Below are 19,799 nucleotides of genomic sequence, written 5' to 3' on the forward strand. Positions count from 1 at the left end.
CCGAATGGGCAAAATCAAAGTGCTGGTTGTCGATGACGATATGATCAACAGGAAGCTCATGGCAGCCATGCTCAAGAAGCATCCCAATATCGGCGAGATCATCGAAGCGGCCGACGGTCAGGAAGCGATCACGCTCCTGCGCGATCTCGATGATATCGACGTGGTACTGCTCGATATCATCATGCCGATCATGGACGGTATCTCCGTCCTGCAGATCATGAATTCCGACCCGAAACTTCAGAACATCCCCGTCATCGTCCTGACGACCGACGAGTCGAAAAAGACCGAAGCGCTCAACAGCGGCGCCAACGACTTCATCGCCAAACCGGTCCGCGAACAGGATATCGTCGGCAAGATCGAACGCCTCACCTCCCTTTGAAACAAAAAAGGCGGAAAAAACCGCCTTTTGGTTTCCCCCGCCCTCTCTTCTTGGCCCATGACGGCGCCGTCATTCGATAATCAACGCCTCTTTGAGCACCTCTTCCACATGTGAAACGGGAACGATCCGCAATGCGTCTTTGACCACGTCCGGGATATCGTCGAGATCCCTTTTGTAGTTTTTGGCGGGAATGAGCACCGTTTTCATCTTCGCCTTGTAAGCGGCGATCAGCTTCTCCTTCAGCCCGCCGATCGGCAGCACTTTGCCCGTCAGCGTCAGCTCGCCCGTCATCGCCACGTCAGGACGCACCCTGTACTCGCCAAAGATCGACGCGATCGCCGTCGCCATCGTGATGCCGGCACTCGGCCCGTCTTTTGGCGTCGCCCCTTCGGGCACGTGGATATGCAGATCGTACCGCTTGTAGACTTCGCTCGGCTCCACCTTGATCTTCTCTTCCCGCTCTTTGGCGGTTTTGGGAATGATCCGCTCGTCGATCTTCAGTTTGCCCTGGTCGATCAGCGTCTTGACCACGCTGAGCGCGATGCGCGCCGACTCCTTCATGACGTCGCCGAGGCTTCCTGTCAGCTGCAGCCCTCCCTTGCCCTTGATCTTGATGGTCTCGATCTTCAGTACGTCGCCTCCCACCGCCGTCCAGGCGAGGCCGTTGACGACGCCGACCGTCGGAACCTTGTCGCTCTGGTCGATCTCGAATATCGGCTTGTCGAGGAACTCCTGCAGATTCTTCACGTTCACCGTCACTTTTTGGATAGTCGGATCGCTGAGAATCTCTTTGGCGGCTTTTCGGATCATGTCGGCGATACGCCGGCGGAGATTGCGCACGCCCGCCTCTCTTGTATAGTTCTCGATCACCATCTCCAGCGCCGCTTTCGTAATCGAGAACTCGCTCTTTTTCAGCGCGTGCTTACGAAGCTCCTGGGGAATCAGATAGCGCTTCGCGATCTCGTACTTCTCCTGGGGCGTGTAGCTGCTGAGAAAGATGAACTCCATCCGGTCGCGCAGCGGTCCCGGAATGGATGCCACGTCGTTTGCCGTGGCGATGAAGATCACCTGGCTCAGATCGATGTTGAAGTTGAGATAGTAGTCCCTGAAGGCACTGTTTTGTTCGGGGTCGAGAATCTCCAGCAGCACCGACGTCGGGTCGCCCCGCATGCTTCGCCCCACTTTGTCGATTTCGTCCAGAACCATCACGGGGTTCATTTCGCCCGCGTCGATGAGCCCCTGCACGATTCGCCCCGGCATCGCGCCGATGTAGGTACGCCGGTGGCCACGCAGTTCGTTGACATCTTCCAGCCCGCCCAGGGCGATGCGAACCAGCTTGCGCTTGAGCGCCTTGGAGATGGAGTTGGCCAAAGAGGTTTTGCCGATGCCCGGAGGTCCGGCGAAACAGAGGATTGCCCCTTTGATCTGGCTGTCGGCCACCCCCCGAAGCTCCGCCAGTTCGCGGACCGAAAAGTATTCGACGATCCGCTCTTTCGGTTTTTTGAGCCCGTAGTGGTCCTTGTCGAGCTGTCTTTGGACATCCTCGATCTTCAGGTGCTTCCTGGCCATTTTCCCGAAAGGGATCTCAAGCACCCAATCAAGCCACCCCTGGATCATGTTGGCGTCGGCCGAGTCGGGATGCATCCGCGAAAAACGGTCGATCTGCTTCTTGATCTCTTTGTAGGCGTCCTCGTTCATATGGGGCTTTTTGGCCTCGAGTTTTTTGTAGTACTCCTCGATCTCCTCTTCCCGCTGGGTGTCGGTGCCGAGTTCTTGCTGAATCTGCTTGAGCTGCTCTTTTAGGAAATACTCCTTGTTCACCTGCTCGATGCGGCTGTGGACCTTGGAACGGATCTCCTTCTGCAGCTTGCTCGCCTCGATTTCGGCACTGATGAGATCGATAAGAAGCAAAAGCCGCTGCTCCACGTCCTCTTCGATGAAGAGTTCGTAAGCTTCCGGCTTTTTGATCTTGATCGTGCTCGAGATCAGATCGGCGATGCGGTTGGGTTCATGGTTCTCTTCGATGGTGCGGACAAGATCGGGCGGGAACTGGTTGCTCACCTGCGAAAGCTGCCTGAGCTTTTCCCTGAGCACCTCCATAAGCGCCTCGATCTTCAGTTCGTTGTAGGGTTTCGCGTGGATCACGTCCACCTTCGCTATCAGCGGCGAGCGGCTGACCTCTTCGATGATGCGCCCCCGAGCGAGCCCCTGGAAAAGAACTTTGATCCGTCCATCAGGCAGCGTCACCTTCCGCATGATCGAACCGATGACGCCGGCATTGTAGATGGCGTCGAAGCTTCTCTCCCCCTCGTGCCCCGGTTTGGTCGGGCAGACCATGACCAAAGAGTTGGTCTCGACCGCTTCCACGGCCGCCTGGACGTTTTTCTCGTCGCTGAGGAATATCGGGGAAATCATAAAGGGATACAAAAAGAGGTCATCTTCGACGATCACCGGAATATCGGCGGGAAAAGCGCTGTAATCGCTAAGTTGCATATAAAAATCCTTTTTTATGAAAAATCTGTTCTAAATATGTCGATAATCTGGGCAAAGGCCGCTTTGGCGGCACTTTTATTTTCCTGTAAGTTTATATATTTTTTTGTTCCGTTTGTCAAGGCCGCTCTAATGCGTCGGCATGCCGTCACATTTGCGTCACCTCCTCCATCCGCTCTCAACGGATGGTATGCAAAGCATGAGCGAAGTCACGCTTTGGCGGAGGGGTGTCCGTCTCCGTCACCCCTGAGGCTGTAAAACCGAAGAATGCAAGATAACGTTTGGCCTGTTACCTCGCGTGGGTCATTCAAACAGCCAACCGAACCATCCGCCGGAGGGAGGCTCGATGTCGTCGGCTTTTATCCAGCTCGCTTCGTTGCGTTTGCGGTAGATGGCCGCCGCTTTGGGTTTGTCGCGGCGGTCGTAGAGCCGGGCGATCTTTTCGTTGAGCAGGAAGCGGGTCATCTCCAGCCGCACCTCCATCGTGTGGACCATCGGCGTGAACTCACCTTTCGGATAGGTGACGATGTAGTTTCTCGCCCGAATCAGCGTGTCGGAGATGAGCTTCTGGTCGCGCTGGGGCGAATGAAGGCCGTAGAAAGCGGCTTTGATCTGTATGAATTCGGCCAGTTCCCGGTTCTTGAAGCTGCCGTAGCGTTTCATGTACTCTTCAAGATAGAAGTTGGCCAGCAGATACTCCTCGTTGTCTATGTGGGCCTGCATCAAAATCAACATCGCCTGGGGAATGAGGGGGGAGCTGATATGTTCGCTCTCCAGTGACGTGAAGATGTTGTCCGCCTTCTCCAGGTTCCCCGACGCGATCTTTTTCATCATCTTCTGGTACCAGTAAAGAGCCGGTTTTTCGTACTCCTCTTCGCTTTTCGCGCCGCAGCCGGCCCAAAACACCATCGTCAAAACTCCCGTCACGAATATCAGAGCGATTCGCTGCATCGATTGCCTTTTCAGTATTGTCATAGGTTGTCTGGAATAAACTATAGATCGATTTTAGCCGATATATTATTACTACCGCATTAAAGGATGCCTCTCCATGGATTTCAAAGTGGTCCTGCCTATACTGGGTTTCGACACTCTCGAAGAGGTCGAACTTGAACCGATCGACGAAATATTCTACACTCTAAGGAACAAGCGGGGCGAAACGCCCGCCTTCACCCTGATACAGCCCGGCGCGCTGCGCGGCGACTATGTTTTCGAGCTCCCCGAAAGCGCCGAAAAGAAACTGGCGCTCGAAAAGGAGGAGGACGCGATGGTGCTGAACATCATGATCGTCGATACGCCGTTGGAGAACTCCCATGTCAACTTCATCGCCCCCCTCGTATTCAACAAAACGAAAGGGACGATGGGGCAGGTGGTTCTTGATTCCGCCAACTATTCCGACTACGGGCTCGCCGAGCCGCTGAAACACTATCTCGAATCCGCGGAGAGTGAAAAATGAGACTGACAATCGTCGGCCCGGGAAAGATGGCCCTCGCCCTGGCCAAAGGCCTCGAGAAAGAGCACGAACTCACCATCGTCGGACGTGACGGCGAAAAGCTCCTCCACTTCACGCGGCAGCTGGCCAGACACGCCAAAACGGCCCTGCTTGAAAAGTACGAAACGGAAGGGCAGACCCTCATTCTATGCGTCAAGCCCCACGCCCTCAAAGAGGTCGCCAAAGAGCTCAGAGGCAAAGCGGCGGCCATCTACTCCATCCTCGCCGGCACCGATATCGAAACGCTGAAAAAGGCGCTGAAAGCGGAAAGCTACATCCGGGCCATGCCCAATCTCGCCGCCGAGTATTTCGCCTCCATGACCACCCTCACGGGCGAGAAAAACAAAAAAGAGGAGGCCAAGACCCTTTTCGCCTCCATCGGAAACACCCTCTGGGTCGAGAGCGAAAAGGAGCTCGATATCGCCACCGCCGTCGCCGGCAGCGGCCCGGCCTACCTGGCGCTGGTAGCCGAAGCGCTTGCCGACGGCGCCGTCAAAGAGGGTCTTGGGCGCGCCGACGCGATGAAGCTGGTCGAAGGCCTCTTCGCCGGTTTCGCACCGCTTATCGCCCACAGTCATCCCGCCCTCATAAAAGACGCCGTCATGAGCCCCGGGGGCACCACCGCCGCGGGATACGGGGCGCTGGAAGCCGCAGGCGCCCGTGACGCCTTTATCGAAGCCGTCGAAAAAGCCTACAAAAAGACCCTCTGACTTCACCGGCTTCATATGCCGGCTTTTTTTGCGGATATTTTTTTCGAAATACCCTAAAGCTTTTCAATTTTGTGCCGATACTCTTTCCGTAATGGGACAGTAGACACAAATTCCCGTCCACTGTTCAAGGTCGTTAACATTAAGAAGCATTTTACCGCCATGCGGTTAAAATAGATATCAAGGTGGGTGGTTGGGATGCATAAATTACACAACAATACGCTATTTTTATGCACTTCTCTTTTTTTTCCCGCCCTCAAGAGCCGAAGGGGACAAGAATGAAGACAAAGAGTCTTTTAAAACAGATATTCTCACTGATTTTGGGTATATTATTCGTACAAACATGGGTGTACGGCGGAGTATCCGGTAAACCGGATATCGAAATCACCTCTTTGACGGACTCGCCAGACCCGGTATCGGCAGGCGGAGACATAACCTATACTGTCAATATAAAAAATTCGAGCGCGGACGTTTCTGCCTTCAATGTTTATGTCGATTTCTCTTCCTCTTCCTCTCTTTCTCTTACCAAAATTTCAGGAAGCGGCTGGAGCTGCTCCAGCAATCACTGCACTTACGCTTCACCTCTTCCCGCGGGTACATCGGCGACAACCCTGAAAGTCAAAAGAACAGCCCCCAACAGCGGCGGAACCATCAATCTGACAGCCCACGCAGATTCCGACACCACAGACGGTGACACAAGCAACAATGTCAAAACCGTCACAACGACCGTAGAAGCCCCCAAAGAACCCAAACTGAAAATCACCAAAACAGCCAACACGACCGACATGAATGTCAACGATTCGGTCACATTCACACTCAAAGCCCAAAACACGGGGGATGCCACTGCGACAGGAACGAAGATAACCGACACCGTTCCTTCCATTTTCGACATCACCTCTTACTCTTCGGGATGCTCGAAAAGCGGTCAAAAGGTGACATGCACCATTGGCAACCTGAATGCGGGCGCAAGCAAGACATTCAGAATCTACGCCAAAGCAAAAGAGCCGGGCGATGCCACAAACACCGCCAAAATAACGGCTGACAATGCCAGCAGCAAAACCAGCAGTGTCAGCCTGCATGTCAGAGGGGTCAAACTTCAGGCTAATACCGTGTCGGCGTACAGTGTCGCAAGTGGTGAAAAAACCACGTTCAAATACCGCGTCAAAAACAACGGAGACGCAACAGCCCAAAACACCTATCTTTATATCGATCTCGATGATGCGTTCACCATCACGTCAAACGGCGGATGCACCACTCTAAGCGGGAAAAAACTCAAATGCGGTCCCTATACGCTCAATGCGGGAAGCTACTCACCCACAATAACAGTCGAAGCACGGGCACCGGAAGTAAGCAGCAGCCGTTCATACAAAACCGTTTTCAGTGCCCAAACCACTTCAGCGGGCAATCCTTCCGATATCTCTTCATCGAGATGGAAAACCATTTATGCTGTCAATCTGTCGATTAGCAAAAACGTCAGTCCGACCGAAGTGGGTCCCGGAGACGACGCAACGTTCACCATTCGTGTCACCAACAAGACAGGGGCCACGGTATCCGGCGTCAAGATGGAAGATACCCTTCCTTCCGGTTTTTCCATCAGTAGTCTCTCGCCTTCAGAATGCAGCAAAAGCGGACGCAAAGTCACTTGTAATTTTTCTTCGCTGAGCAACAATGCCCATAAAGATATCACAGTCCATGTCAAAGCTCCGACTTCATTGGGCACCTACACGAATACCGCAGAGACAACCTCTACCCATGCAACCCGTTCATGGAGTGACGATGCGACATTGAGAGTCAGTGGTGCCCATCTTTCCGTTGACAAACGGGTTTCTCCCTCCTACGTTGCACCGGGCGGCGAGGTCGTATATACGATTGAGGTCACGAACGACGGATTCGACACCGCACACAATGTTCTTGTCGATGACAGCAGTTTCCCCGCAGGTTTCAGTGTCACAAAAATCGAACCGGCCGGTTGTACACTCTCCTCCTGCAATCTTGGCGATATCGCTGTTAACCAGACCAAAACCATGAAAATTTGGGCAGATGCCGCTAGTTCTGCCGGCAATTACACCAATACCGCCGTGGCCGAGGACAATCAACACAACAGGGGACAGGACAGTGCCACCGTACATGTTCAAAATGTCGATATTCAGGCGATTCTTCAATGCACGGATTATGTCGCCATCAGTGGGAACTATGTCTGCTACGCTTATATCAGAGAGAGGAATGCTCCTGCCGTCACCAATGCCGAATTGACATTTTCACTTCCAAGTGACGTCAACCGTGCCTCTTTCAGGGGGTCGAAAATCGACAATATCGACAGTCGTTTTACCTGTTCGGTCAGCGGAAGAGACGTCCATTGCCAGATGAAGAGCGGCGAACAGATTTCCCAGGGTTACACACGAGTCGTACGCGTATTGATCAAAGCCTTCGATGCGGCGGTTTTTGATACAACAGGCTTCAATAAAAACGGTATTGTCCATAGTCTCGACGTTTCCACAACACTTTCGGACGGCAACAGTGGCAACAATCACGATGAAGAGACGACGTGGGTACGGGGTGCCAATCCCTCCATCACCAAAACCGGCGATTCCGCCACCGGTCCAGGACATGAAATGACCTATACCATTCGCGTTCGAAACTGGCCGCGGGACAATGTCAACAATCAGACAAGACCAAGTACCACAGCGACCCACATCGAAATCACAGACCCTCTGCCGCTGGAAGTGGAGTTCGTCAGTGCATCGGGTTCGAACTGGACATGCCCCGCATCCATCCCGGGGAATCTTCTGACATGTACCTACGCCTCTTCGATCGCTCCCAATCACAGCGCGGACGATTTGCATATCACCGTCAGGGTCAAAGATGACATATCGCTGGGTTCGAATATCGTCAATTCGATATTCGTTACAAACGATACACCCGAACTGAAAGCCAATCCCGATTTGACGGTTGACAATGAAGACAGCTGGACAACAACCGTTGAAGGCGCACATCTTTCAACTTCTGTGTCCAGTTCGCTCGATAGTGTCATCGAAACCAACAAAGTCGTTTTCGACTTCACCGTACGTAACGACGGTTACGCGCCAGCCGGCGAGGTCAATGCGACATTCGATTTCGACAGGCCCGATCTGATCGATTCCCTTTCGCTCCTTTCCGCACCCTCCTATTGCCGCATCGTCGACAAGTCTGTCGAGTGCAACACCTCCGAACTTGCGGACGGTGACGAGATTACAGCAGAAGTCGAAGCGACAACCGCCAATGTCGACAGCGACCAGGTAGTCACCGCAAGAGTGCAGGCGGACGCGAACAACACCGATCCAAGCAGCGCGGAAAAAAGTGTGACGATCGTCGATTTCGCGACCTATGCCGAATGGCGAATGGACGACTGCCATATCAAATGGAAGCAGCGTACTGTCAAAGAGGAGAATGGACGTTTCCCCGGCACAACAGAAAAAAAAGTCGGCAAAGTTTTAAAGGGTAAAGTCTGTTCGGCTATCAGAGTCAATAAAAACAACAGTGGTAACAACAAAATCAAAACCAGCCTCGACATCAACGATTTGGGAAGCGGCGGCACCATCATGTTCTGGTTCAAAAGTTTCGTCAAATGGGAAAAAGCTGATAATCAGAAACTTTTCGACTGTTCAACGACCCACGGACACAAATATTATTATTTGTATTTGCATAAAGGCAGATTGAAATTTGCTTTTGAAGACTCTGCTGATGATGATTTTACTTACGAAACTTCGAACAAACTGACCTACGGTGCATGGAGTTGGCACCATATCGCACTGACATTCGATCAACACTCCCATCAAATCAAAATCTATGTCGACGGCAGCTTGATAGCGGGTAGTTTGAACAAATCCTGGACGACGGACATCGCAGACGTGGGACCTCTTTATATCGGCGGCAATTCATCAACCTATGCCAAGAAAAAATCTGCCAACGGCGCTTTCGACGAATTCAAAGTTTTTGATAGTGTACTCGACGCCGCCACCATCCAGGATATATATCAAAACGAAGACAGTGGCAAAAATTTCAACGGCAGCGAAAGAGTCTGTCCCGCATGCGGCGCTGACGCACGCATAAAAACATTCAGCGCATCGCCAAACAAAATATATGCAGAGAATCCCTTCGACTATACCATCAAAATACAAAACATCGATGTCTATCCCATTGAAGAGGTGAATCTGACCGTAGATATCGACAACAGGGCCGATGTGCTCGACATCAACTACACAAGCGACTGGAGCTGTTCATTTGACGGAACTTCTTCCCGTCTCTCCTGCTATTTCGATGCCGACGGCAACGAATCAGCCATGTTCAAACCATGGAAAACAAAAACCATAACACTCAAAATGCGCGCTCCCAATGAAGTCATCACCTCCTCACCTCTTCTAAGCAGCGAAGCTGATATCGCAACTTCGCCTGTGGACGATTTCCCCGAGGACAATAGGAAAACGAAAAACGTAAAAGTATATCCGGTGGACATTTCCATCGCCAAAACAGTGGACAACGACGAGCCCAATCAGAACGAACCCTATCTCTACACACTGAATATCAAAAACAACAGCGGCATGGCCAACCACATCAAAGTCGTGGACGAGATAGAGAGTACGCTGAACATCACATCCATCGCCAATGACGATGCCAACTGGACATGCAATACGATAGGCCATACCATCGAATGCCAGCGCGATTCGCTACCAGCCGTCTATGACGGCAATATCTACATCATGGTCACCCCGACTGTGGATAAACCGATACACAACGAAGCCAATGTCTCGACTACAACCGCAGAGACGAGATTGGGCAACAACCGAAGCAGCGTGGACGTCAATGTGCAGTCCTCCGTCGGGACAGGATGGGACAAATCGAAATTCAAAGATTTCACGCTGAGGAAAAACCGAACCTTCTACGGCGACCTTCTGGTTATCGGCAACAGCAACCTGGAGGGCAGCGGATCCAGTGGCGACAAGCTCGCCGATATCAATGCCACCTATGTTTCGGGCAACAAATCCAGTGCCAATCTCAACCTCGAATCCTATGAAAAAGTACAATTTGCACGACTTTACTGGACAGGACACTTGCATGGCGCAAAAGGAGATGCTTCGGACGAAGGAGAGGATGAAGGTTTCAAAACGATCACTTTCTACACACCGGATGGAAACACGCATACTCTCACGGCCGACGACAACGACACCTATTTTTACTACTACAAAGATGCGGGCGACACCTACCGGCGCATCTATTCGGCCTCGGTCGACGTCACGGATATACTCAACGACGTCAACCAAAGCCGCGGAACCTATGGCGGAACCTACGCGGTGGGAGGTATAAAGGCCAATACCGGAAAAGATATCTTCATCAGAACACCGGTACTCGACAGTAACGGAACCATCAAGCCGGACAATATCAAATTCGGCCATTTCGCCGGATGGAATCTCGTCGTCTTCTACGAGGTGGACCACCGTACACACAGGGAACAGGTTTACAAAAACATCAATATATTCGACGGATTTAGAAAACTGCTCCCGGCAAGCGTTGGTTACGAAAAACTTACCATACCTGTTAGCGGATTCATCACGCCCAAATTCGGCGACATCGACTCGAGACTTTCGCTGTTCGCAGCCGGCGGTGAGCGTAATGTCGAACTCGACAGTATCAGTATCGTCTCGAAAGAGAACAACGTTTCGTCGGAAGTCAAGATTTCCGATGCCCTCAACCCTGAAAACAATGTCCTAAACGGCACCATTTCCCGTGCGGGGTCCGATGTATCCGACAGAGTGCCAGACCAAGATTACAATATCGGCATCGACCTCGATCAATTCGATATCAGTTCGGATTTTTCCATCAACAAAATCTATTTCGGCCATCTGCAGCAAGATACCAACATCACGCTCTCCGTCGGCAGACAGAAAGATGGCTCCTACGAAATTTTCGATCAATCTTTCCCGACGGCCATCGGTATTTCGACCCAGATATACAACCCCGATTTCATCGACTCCTACAAAGAGTGTTTCGTCGAGGACAAACTGACAGGGGCATACAAATCCTGTTCGGACGTCAACATCTCAAGAGGCGGTGAAATCATTTACCGTATCACCATCGTCAACACAGGCGACGAAAAGGCGAGCAACGTCATTATCGAGGACCCGTTGCCCAAAGAGGTCGATTTCAACATCTCGACAGCCGATCTGAAAGTTGTCACAAATACCAAACCTCTCTGTGCCGGACTCGACACGAGTGCCGAAAGCATCAACGACTGTGCCCACCACCTCGAAACCCTCGGCGTCTTTGACCACAGGGTACTGACAGATGAGGGCAAAACCTACATCTCCAGCTATTTCGGAACCGATGTCAACGAAACGAACAACAGGCTATACGACGATGTATGGAACGCTTCGTTCAGCGATTACAACGTCACCACCGAAGGAAGCGGCGAAGAGGAACACACCAAACTGACGATCGACCTGAGCAACGAACTCAACCAAGGAGAGGGAGACGAATACGAAGGCTATTTCCCCGCCCTCAATGTCACGTGGATCGAATTCAAAGTCAAAGTCAACACGAGAGCGGTTTTGAACAAGACGTTCGAAAACATCGCCTACATCAATTTCACCAACCCCACCCTCGCCGCGTATGGCTATCCCGACGCGACACAGCGGCAGGAGAGCGCCTCGGTCGAATCGCCGCCGGTCGTCTTCCAGTGGACACAACTGCAAGGAGACATACGTGACCCGGGCAGAATAAGCATGGGCACCAAAATCGTCAACCATCCTTTCGACCTGAACATCAGCATCGACGATTCCAACAGCACTTTCGCGACATTCGCCGCCAACTACCCGGATGTCAACCTCACGGTCGCCGCCATCGCGCTGGTGGACAACAATCTGATTCCCCAGGGAGGCACCTGCGACTCCTACATGAGCATGGCCACGCTTGCCGGCTTCGACCGCGACCCGAGTACCACGACGCCCGACTTTGGCATCGTATCGAACGAGTATATCCCCATCGGAAGCGGCATGTACTGGGTCACCGACCGCAACATCACCTCCGCCATCGCCGCAAAAGATGTCGGCTTCTGTCTGCTTTTCAGAATGAGCTACAAGGACGGAACGGTGACCAAATACGCCGACGCGCCGGCATTCTACGGCCCCTTCGGCGATCACTTCGCCCTCAGGCCACAACGCATCGATTTCGATACGGGACTGCCCAAAAGCGGTGACTACTATGTCGTCAAAGCGGGGCAGACTTTCGCTTTGGACGCCAACGCCACCGACGGCATGACGGCACTTGGCACCCCGGGCTACACAACGGTACTTTCAGCGGGCGAACTCGAGGATGGCAACACCTCCCTCGCGACCATCTCGATTTTCGACGAGAAGGGGTGCATCGACTACAAACTCTCCGATCCGACCGGCGTCAAAGTCCATCTCTACGACTTCAATTTCACAAACGGAGACATGGCCGCCATACCCAACAACAAATTCGACGATGTCGGTATCGTCACGATACGGGTCAGGGATGTCAACTGGTCGGAGGTTGATGTGGCCAACGATGACTGCAACAGCTCCTCCGACGATGATCAGAACGGAAGTTTCGTCAGTTGCGCCGTCAAGGGCGAAGCGAAATTCATCTTCGTTCCCGACAAGATCGAGGTTCAGACTACCGTCAACAATCAGGGCAACGGTTTTACGTACATGGCCAACGATTTGGATGCAATGCATACGAATATCCATGCAAAACTGAGGTCTTTGAACCTGGAAGGCAACGTGACCGAAGCGTTCAAAAGCGGATGCTACGCCGATGACGTCAACCTCTCCATCGACGCCAATTTCACGTTCGCGAGCGCCGAAACCGTTCCCTACGTGCTCAATTGGAAGGTGGATGGCGAAACAACCATCAACACCCTCTCCATAGCGGCTGGCGGTGTGGCGAGCATCGACTATGTGGTGGGTGAATCGAACTTTAGCAACGGTGAAGCCGACATCGATTTCCTCGTCAATGTTGCGCGAACGAAAACCCATGCCTATTATCCGCTCGACATGGACACCCTAAACGGCCGGACCTCGATCGACAACTATCTGGGGCGCGTGGACGTGCCCGAAAGCACGTCGCCGCTCGATGCGGACAATATCGCCAGATTCTGGTACGCCCGCCTGCATGCGCCCGATTATCGAAGCAGCACGACGACAATCGAGACGCCCATCTACATCGAAGTCTTCTGCAACGACGACAAAGCCGACTGTTCGCAGTTTGGCATGGCCGGTCTGCCCGAAAGTTCCGACGACGTCTTCTGGTGGGTCAACACGAACCACAGCGGCGCCCACCTTGGAGTCCTCTTCGACATGAACGCCACCCAGAAAAATCAGCTCGACCCGCTGATCAAAATCAATGGCGGAACCAACGTGGCGAACGACATCAACGCTTCGTTCGCCCAGGGCGTCTATGTCCCGACGGTCACTTACACGGGATCGTCCAAGCTCTACAGAACGCAGATCAATACACGCCCCTCCGAGTGGTTGAAATACAATAGGTTCTACGCGGACGGACGGACGAAGTATCATGTCGAATTCAACCTGCCGGTCGATGAGTGGTCCGGCATCGGCCAGCGGGGTGAGACGGTCGAAACCAACGGCAGCCGCAAGAGCAACAGGAGACTCGAATGGTAAAAAGCAGAAGGGGCTTCTCCTTCATCGAACTGCTCGTCTCCATCGTTGTCATCGGCATCGTCTTCATGTCGGTGCCCCTGATTTTGATGGAGACGGAGCGAAGCAGTGCGTTCTCGACGCAGCAGGAAGGAATCATGGCGGGGGTGACCTCGCTTGTCAACATACTGGGATACCGCTGGGACGAAACGGATACCAACCAGACCCTCAACGGGGGATTCGCCAAAGTGTGCGATGTCACCCAGGGCGCCGCCGACCTCAACAGGACCTCCGGCACTTCCAACCGCCGCAAAGGCCATTTCAAAGGGGAGTACCGCAGAAAATTTTTCGATTACACCTACCTCAACGACCCGACTGTCAGCACTTTCGCCACACTTCCGGCTTCGCTTGGAGCAGACAGTGACGACGGCGGTTTGGCGGACGATATCGACGACTTCTCCAACAGCAGCACCACCTTGACGGGGGGAGGAATCCGCGACTACAAGTTCGACTATACGATCGGCACGAAGGTCTACTACGTCACGGACAATTTCGGCTACGACGTGAATACGACACTCAACGCGGACATCTCAAACACGAACATCAATCAGATGACCAACATCAAGATGATAGAGACGACCGTCACCAGCGATGAAGGCGTCATAAAACTCTACGCCTTCTCCTCCAATATCGGAGAGTACAAAATTTTGCACCGGACATTCGAATGAAAGCCATCAGACACGCCTTTACGATGATCGAACTGATCATGGTGATCCTCATATTCGGCATCATCGCGATGATAGGGGCCGATATTTTCGTCAAAATCTACGACAACTACATCATCGCCCGAACTATGAACACCCTACAGACCAAAACGGAACTGGCCCTAGAGCAGATCGCCAGGCGGCTGCAGTACCGCATCAAGGACAGTACGATCGCGCGAAAGGATTCCAACCTGAGCCAGTACAAGTTTCTGGGGGACGCGGACGAGAGTTACCATATCCTCGAGTGGATCGGGTATGCCGACGAAGCCCTGAAGGGGGAGTGGAACGGCACGATGAATGTACCGGGATGGAGCGGTTTCATCGATCTGGACGACAGCAACAAAACCCATGTCGCGACACCCGGGAGCCATCTGAGCTACGCCGACAACATCATCAAAACACTCTCCAACAACACTATCTCCCTTGCGACGGCGGCCAGCGCCCCAGCCATCGTCATGGACGGCCATGTGGGGGATTACAAGGTCTCATCCTACGGCTGGCATCCCCATGCCGACCACAACTACACGTTTCCGGTTACAAAACAGGACGAGACGACACTCAATTTCGTGGACGGCACCACATCCAAGGAGATTTACGAGCATTACAAAATGGCGTGGACCGCCTACGCGCTCGTACCGAGCTGCCCGTCAGGCGTGACGGATGACTGCAACCTGAGCCTCTACTACAATTACCAGCCCTGGTATGCCGAAAGGTTCGACCAGGACGCCAACAGCAGCCTGCTCATGGAGCATGTCTCGACATTCAAGTTTATCCAGATGGGAGATTCGATACGTTTGAAACTTTGCGTGGGGGAACACTTCTACGACAAAAACATCTCCTTCTGCAAAGAGAAGGTGGTATTCTGATGCGACGCGGTTTCACACTCCTTTCGGCGATATTTCTGATGGTGCTTGTGGCCACACTCATGGTGCTTGCGTACTCGCTTTCGGCGCAGACGAAGAAGCAGACGGGAGACATCTACATGCAGGAGCAGGCGCAGCTGCTCGCCAGGAGCGCGACCGAATTCGCTCTGCTGGCGGTATCGGGCCACGACAACACGGCCGACTGTATCGATCAAATCAATCTGCGCTACCCGCAGGGCTCTCCGGTCTACGATATCAACATGACACTCTACTATATCGGCAACGGCCTGCCCTGTTCGCATATTCTCGCCAACGGCATCGCCACGGCGGAATCGAACGGGACCATACTCATCGACACGTCCGTCTCCTATACCATCCCCGATTCGAACGAAAAGGTCAGATTTTTCAGACGGACGATCCAGAAGCCTTAAAGGTCTCGCTTAAGGGTCGGTTGGATATAATTGCGGGATTATTACCATCCTGTACGAAAAAGCCGATATAACGGTGAGGTAATCAACATCAAAAAGGAGTTTCACGATGAATATAAGCATCGTAGGTCGCCACTTCGAGCTGACCGACGCCATCAAACAGCACATCGAGAGTGCCATTGATGGATTGAAAAAATACAATCTCGACATCATCTCTACCCGCGTCGTCGTCGACGCGGACGAGAAAAACGGCAAAAAAGGGTACAGCGTCGAGTTTGTCATCAATATGTCGAACAAAAACACGGTGGTCATCCGCCAGAAAGACAAGGATGTCTACGCCGCGATCGATCTGGCCATCGACCGCGCCCACAAGGTGCTCCGACGCCACCACGACAAAGTGACCGAGCACAAGTCGGTCCGTCCGGACGAACTGGCGGCGGCCCACGAGGCGGAAATCGCCGCGGCGCTCGCCGACGACAGCGCGGAAATCGTTCCCGCGGAGCTGGAACTCTACAAACCCCTCGAAATCGAAGAAGCGCTGAATCTGCTCAAAGAGAGCCCCGACCGCCAGTTCATCGTCTTCAACGATATCGAAGGCAAGATGCGCGTCCTCTACCGCCGCAGCGATGGACGGTTCGGCCTCTATTGATTGCATCGACGCCGCCGACGCGGTGAGCAAAAGGCAGGGCCGAGGGGCTAACCCCTCGGCCTTTTTTTATGCGGCTGCCCAAGCCGCTTGCGAAACGACCATCCAAAAACCGTCGTTCTTTCCTGTGACGTACGGGCGCGTCGGCTTTATAGGAAGCTGTCGCCCTCTCCCTCCGCCTTTTTTATCGCCGCCTTGACGATCTCTTCATCTTCGGCCACGTCAAGCCACCGGAACGCTTTGCCGCTTTGGGCTTTGCCGTCAAGAAGGTCCCCCGATTTTCGGAATTTCAGGTCGAGCCGCGCGATTTCAAACCCGTTCGTCGTTTTGGCGAAAGCGGCGAGCCGTTCATTGTTTTCATCGTAGGTGAAGAGAAAGCAGTACCCTTTGAGTCCCGTGCGGCTGACGCGCCCTCTGAGCTGATGCAATGTCGCAAGCCCCATGCGCTCGGCGCCGACGATGACGATGGTGGAGAGTCTTGGAAGCGAGATACCCACTTCGATGACCGTCGTCGCCAGCAGAATCCTGCCCCTTTCGGCAAAGTCTTGCAGCACTTCGTCCTTGTGTTTGTCCCTCCCGTGGGTGACGTAGACACCTTCAAAACGCCTTTTCCAGAAATGTTCGCCCTCTTCGATGGAGCGGTAGCCGATATGTTCGCTCTCCTCCACCAGCGGGTAGACCACCAGCACCTGCCTCCCCTCCCCGGTCTCCCTGCGGATATGTTCGAGCATCGCGGCAAAACCTTTTTTGCCCACGATTTCGGTTACAACCTCCTTTTCGTAGGGTGTCCCCTCGATGAGCGAGACATCCACAAGCGCCGAATCCATCATCGCCTGGGTGCGTGGGATGGGGGTGGCGGAGAACTGAAGGTAATGGGGACGGGGGGAAGTGGGAAGGTGGGATGGCGATTCCCCTTGCTCCATCCCCGCCAGAAGCTCCAGCCGCTTGCGCTGTTCGGTCCCGAAGCGGTGCTGCTCGTCCACCATAACCAGCGGCGCTTTGGGCAGTTCGCGGTAGAGCAGCGCATGGGTCCCGATAAGAAAATGGGCGTTTTGGGGGTCGCCCTCTTCCCTGCTCTGGGTCACCAGGGCGACATTGACCCGGTCAGGAAGCCAACGGCGCGCCTCTTCATAAAGCTGCCGGGCGAGAATCGAGGTGGGCGCCATGAGGATCGAACGTTGTGGAAATGCCGTCATGGCGGCGGCGAGTATCACCATCGTTTTGCCCGAGCCGACATCGCCGACAATCATCCGGCGTGCCGCCGTTTCGCTTTTCAAATCCTCGCGAATGTCGCCTATCGCCCTCTTCTGCCCTTCGGTGAGTTCAAAGGGAAGCCTTTTGACGAAGGGTTCGATGGACCCCTTCAGGGAAGCCATGGCAGGAAATCTGACCCGCTTGCCGCGCAGTCGCCTGAAATGATCGAGGGCTTCCGCGAATTTGAGAGCCTCAACGGTCCGGGGTCCGAACCCCCCGTGTTTTCTGTAGAGGCGCAGCCATCTCGCGTCGGGCCGGTGGGCGCGCACGATCATTTCGGCACGCGCCTCATCGAGCCCCTCTTGCGTGAGATTGGCCACCGTCACCAGCGATTCGACGAGTCGTCGGTGGATGTCCTGCCGGAGTTTGCACTTGTACTGCGGGACGATCTCGCCCGTTTTCGACACCTTTTTGGGGTTGACCATCTGCAGTTTCATGCCGAAAAGCTCGATCTTTCCCTGCAGGCAATGGCGCATGCCCGGCGTGTACAAAGCGGCGTGCCACGGTTTGGGGTGGAAAATTGTCACGTCGATGGGACGGTCGGTGATTGGTGTGCGAACCGTCGCCACCAGCCGTTTCGAAGGCCTGGCGACAGAAATCACCTCAGCTTCGATGGTATGGATCTCTCCCGGCAAGATGGCAGCAGAAAGCCTCGTGTCGAGGTAGGAGACGGGCGTATGGATAGCCAGGTCCAGAAGCGAGGAGAAACCGGCTTTTTCGAGTTTTTCCGAAAAGGGGCTCTTCGTTTTTTTCAAAGATTGCCCGCGAAGCGGTTCATCCTCTTTTTTCACTTTCTGTTTTCGGTTTCGTTCTCGTTCGTGATGATGGCGAAGGTAAGCTTCAGTATCTCCGGATGCGCCTTGATGAAGCTGTTCAAATCATCAAGTTTCAGCGCCTCGATCAGTTCGAGCTGTTTTTTAAAGTAGCCAAGCCCAAGCCCCTTGTAGTACTCGTCGAAAGCGCGCCCCAGACGCTGCGAGAGGGTTTCGTTGCGAAGCGGTTCGCTGCCTAAAAGGAACATCTTGGCATCGTCGAGCTCCTGCTGCGTCGCCCCTTTGGCGACGAACTCCTCGATCACCTCTTTGACCACCTTCACCGCCTCCTCCTGGCTTTCGAGTTTGGTCTGCAGATAGCCGCTGAAGTAGCTGCTGCTCTTGTTCAGCGCGATACGGCCGTAGGCGCTGTAGGCGAGCCCGCGTTTGACACGCACCTCCTCCATCAGACGGCTGCCGAACCCGCTGCTGCCGAGGATGAAGGCGGCGACCCGCGCCTTGTAGCTCTCGGGGTCGTCGACGCGCAGCCCGAAAGGGGCGCCGAAGTAGATGTAGGCCTGCTCCGTGGGCTTCGTCTGCACCACCGTTTCGGCCTTGTCGCTGGCCGTGAAATAGGGAAGCGGCTCCACATCGCCGGACGGGAGCGCTTCAAGGGCTTTCCTGGCATACGATTTCGCCTCTTCCATCGTCATCGACCCGCCCACGACGACGATCGCCCGCCGCAGCACCAGATGCTCTTTTAGAAACTTTTCGACATCTTTCAACCGCAGCGCTTTGAGATTCTCCACGGTGCCGTCCGCGGGTCTTGCCAGCGGCGTACCCTCAAAAAGCGAGCGCTTCAGAAGAAGGCTCGCCTGGTAGTCGTAATCGCTCTCTTTGCGCATCAGGGAGCCGATCGTCGTGGTCTGCACCTTTTTGAAACTCTCTTGCGTCAGGTTCGGCTCTTTCAGCAGCTTCGCGAAAAGGCGGGTGCCCTGGTCGAACTCCTCTTTGAGGCTGCCCAGTTCGAAAACGAACGTCTCCGTTCCCGCGTGGGCGCTCAGGCTGATAGCACGCTCCTCGAGGGCTTTGGCAAAACCGGTCGCCCCCAGGCTCTTTGTCCCTTCGTTCATCATCCGGGCAGAAAATTTCGCCAGCCCCGGATGTTCCCCGTCGGCCAGAGAACCGCTGTAGCGGAACACCACCTGCATCGACGCGATGGGCAGCAGCCTCTCTTCCTCGAAAATCAGCGGCACTTCGATCCCGTTTATCTCAACCTTGTCCAAAACCGCACTCATCAACACTCCTTGCACGATCAACAAAATCGCGAATAATTTTTTCATTCTCGAACCTTCTTTTTTCCAATCTGTCCTGAT

General features: G+C 53.8%; 12 protein-coding genes. 8 read left to right on the top strand and 4 right to left on the bottom strand.

All coding sequences use genetic code 11. The annotated features are described in order from the left end of the window. Positions 1-4: 4 nt before the first annotated feature. Positions 5-379 carry a response regulator gene (locus JMG82_RS05265; RefSeq protein WP_201353886.1) on the top strand — a complete coding sequence of 125 codons (375 nt, stop codon included), beginning with the start codon at positions 5-7 and terminating at the stop codon, positions 377-379. Positions 380-448: 69 nt separating this feature from the next. Here the strand turns inward: JMG82_RS05265 and lon are convergent, their stop codons facing one another. Together lon and JMG82_RS05275 are read right to left on the bottom strand one after the other, a co-directional pair. Further along, on the bottom strand, positions 449-2,872 hold the full coding sequence (gene lon, locus JMG82_RS05270; RefSeq protein ID WP_201353888.1) for an endopeptidase La: 2,424 nt from the start codon (positions 2,870-2,872) through the stop codon (positions 449-451). Between the two features lie 300 nt (positions 2,873-3,172). Then, a complete protein-coding gene (locus tag JMG82_RS05275; RefSeq protein ID WP_201353890.1) occupies positions 3,173-3,820 on the bottom strand; it encodes an outer membrane protein assembly factor BamD in 648 nt (215 codons plus the stop codon). Positions 3,821-3,917: 97 nt separating this feature from the next. Between JMG82_RS05275 and fliW the strand changes: the two genes are divergently transcribed. From fliW to hpf, 7 genes are all read left to right on the top strand, one after another. Further along, positions 3,918-4,322, top strand: a complete 405-nt coding sequence (fliW, locus tag JMG82_RS05280; protein WP_201353892.1) for a flagellar assembly protein FliW — start codon at positions 3,918-3,920, stop codon at positions 4,320-4,322. Beyond that, entirely contained in the window at positions 4,319-5,068 is a 750-nt protein-coding gene (locus tag JMG82_RS05285; RefSeq protein ID WP_201353894.1) for a pyrroline-5-carboxylate reductase, read from the top strand. Before fliW ends, JMG82_RS05285 begins: the two co-directional genes overlap by 4 nt. A gap of 275 nt (positions 5,069-5,343) precedes the next feature. After that, on the top strand, positions 5,344-13,740 hold the full coding sequence (locus tag JMG82_RS05290) for a LamG-like jellyroll fold domain-containing protein (protein ID WP_201353896.1): 8,397 nt from the start codon (positions 5,344-5,346) through the stop codon (positions 13,738-13,740). Next, a complete protein-coding gene (locus JMG82_RS05295) occupies positions 13,734-14,444 on the top strand; it encodes a type II secretion system protein (RefSeq protein ID WP_201353898.1) in 711 nt (236 codons plus the stop codon). The genes JMG82_RS05290 and JMG82_RS05295 overlap by 7 nt, the downstream gene beginning before the upstream one ends. Then, on the top strand, positions 14,441-15,346 hold the full coding sequence (locus JMG82_RS05300; RefSeq protein WP_201353900.1) for a pilus assembly FimT family protein: 906 nt from the start codon (positions 14,441-14,443) through the stop codon (positions 15,344-15,346). The genes JMG82_RS05295 and JMG82_RS05300 overlap by 4 nt, the downstream gene beginning before the upstream one ends. Further along, positions 15,346-15,774, top strand: a complete 429-nt coding sequence (locus JMG82_RS05305; RefSeq protein ID WP_201353902.1) for a type IV pilus modification PilV family protein — start codon at positions 15,346-15,348, stop codon at positions 15,772-15,774. The genes JMG82_RS05300 and JMG82_RS05305 overlap by 1 nt, the downstream gene beginning before the upstream one ends. Positions 15,775-15,880: 106 nt before the next feature. Next, complete coding sequence (hpf, locus tag JMG82_RS05310; RefSeq protein WP_201353904.1) at positions 15,881-16,420, top strand: ribosome hibernation-promoting factor, HPF/YfiA family; 540 nt, start codon at positions 15,881-15,883, stop codon at positions 16,418-16,420. A gap of 146 nt (positions 16,421-16,566) precedes the next feature. On the opposite strand, the gene recG is transcribed toward hpf, so the two are convergent. After that, a complete protein-coding gene (recG, locus tag JMG82_RS05315) occupies positions 16,567-18,462 on the bottom strand; it encodes an ATP-dependent DNA helicase RecG (protein ID WP_236579194.1) in 1,896 nt (631 codons plus the stop codon). Then, complete coding sequence (locus tag JMG82_RS05320; protein WP_236579195.1) at positions 18,459-19,766, bottom strand: M16 family metallopeptidase; 1,308 nt, start codon at positions 19,764-19,766, stop codon at positions 18,459-18,461. Before JMG82_RS05320 ends, recG begins: the two co-directional genes overlap by 4 nt. Positions 19,767-19,799 lie beyond the last annotated feature (33 nt).

Source organism: Hydrogenimonas urashimensis (assembly GCF_016593255.1).
GTDB classification, from domain to species: domain Bacteria; phylum Campylobacterota; class Campylobacteria; order Campylobacterales; family Hydrogenimonadaceae; genus Hydrogenimonas; species Hydrogenimonas urashimensis.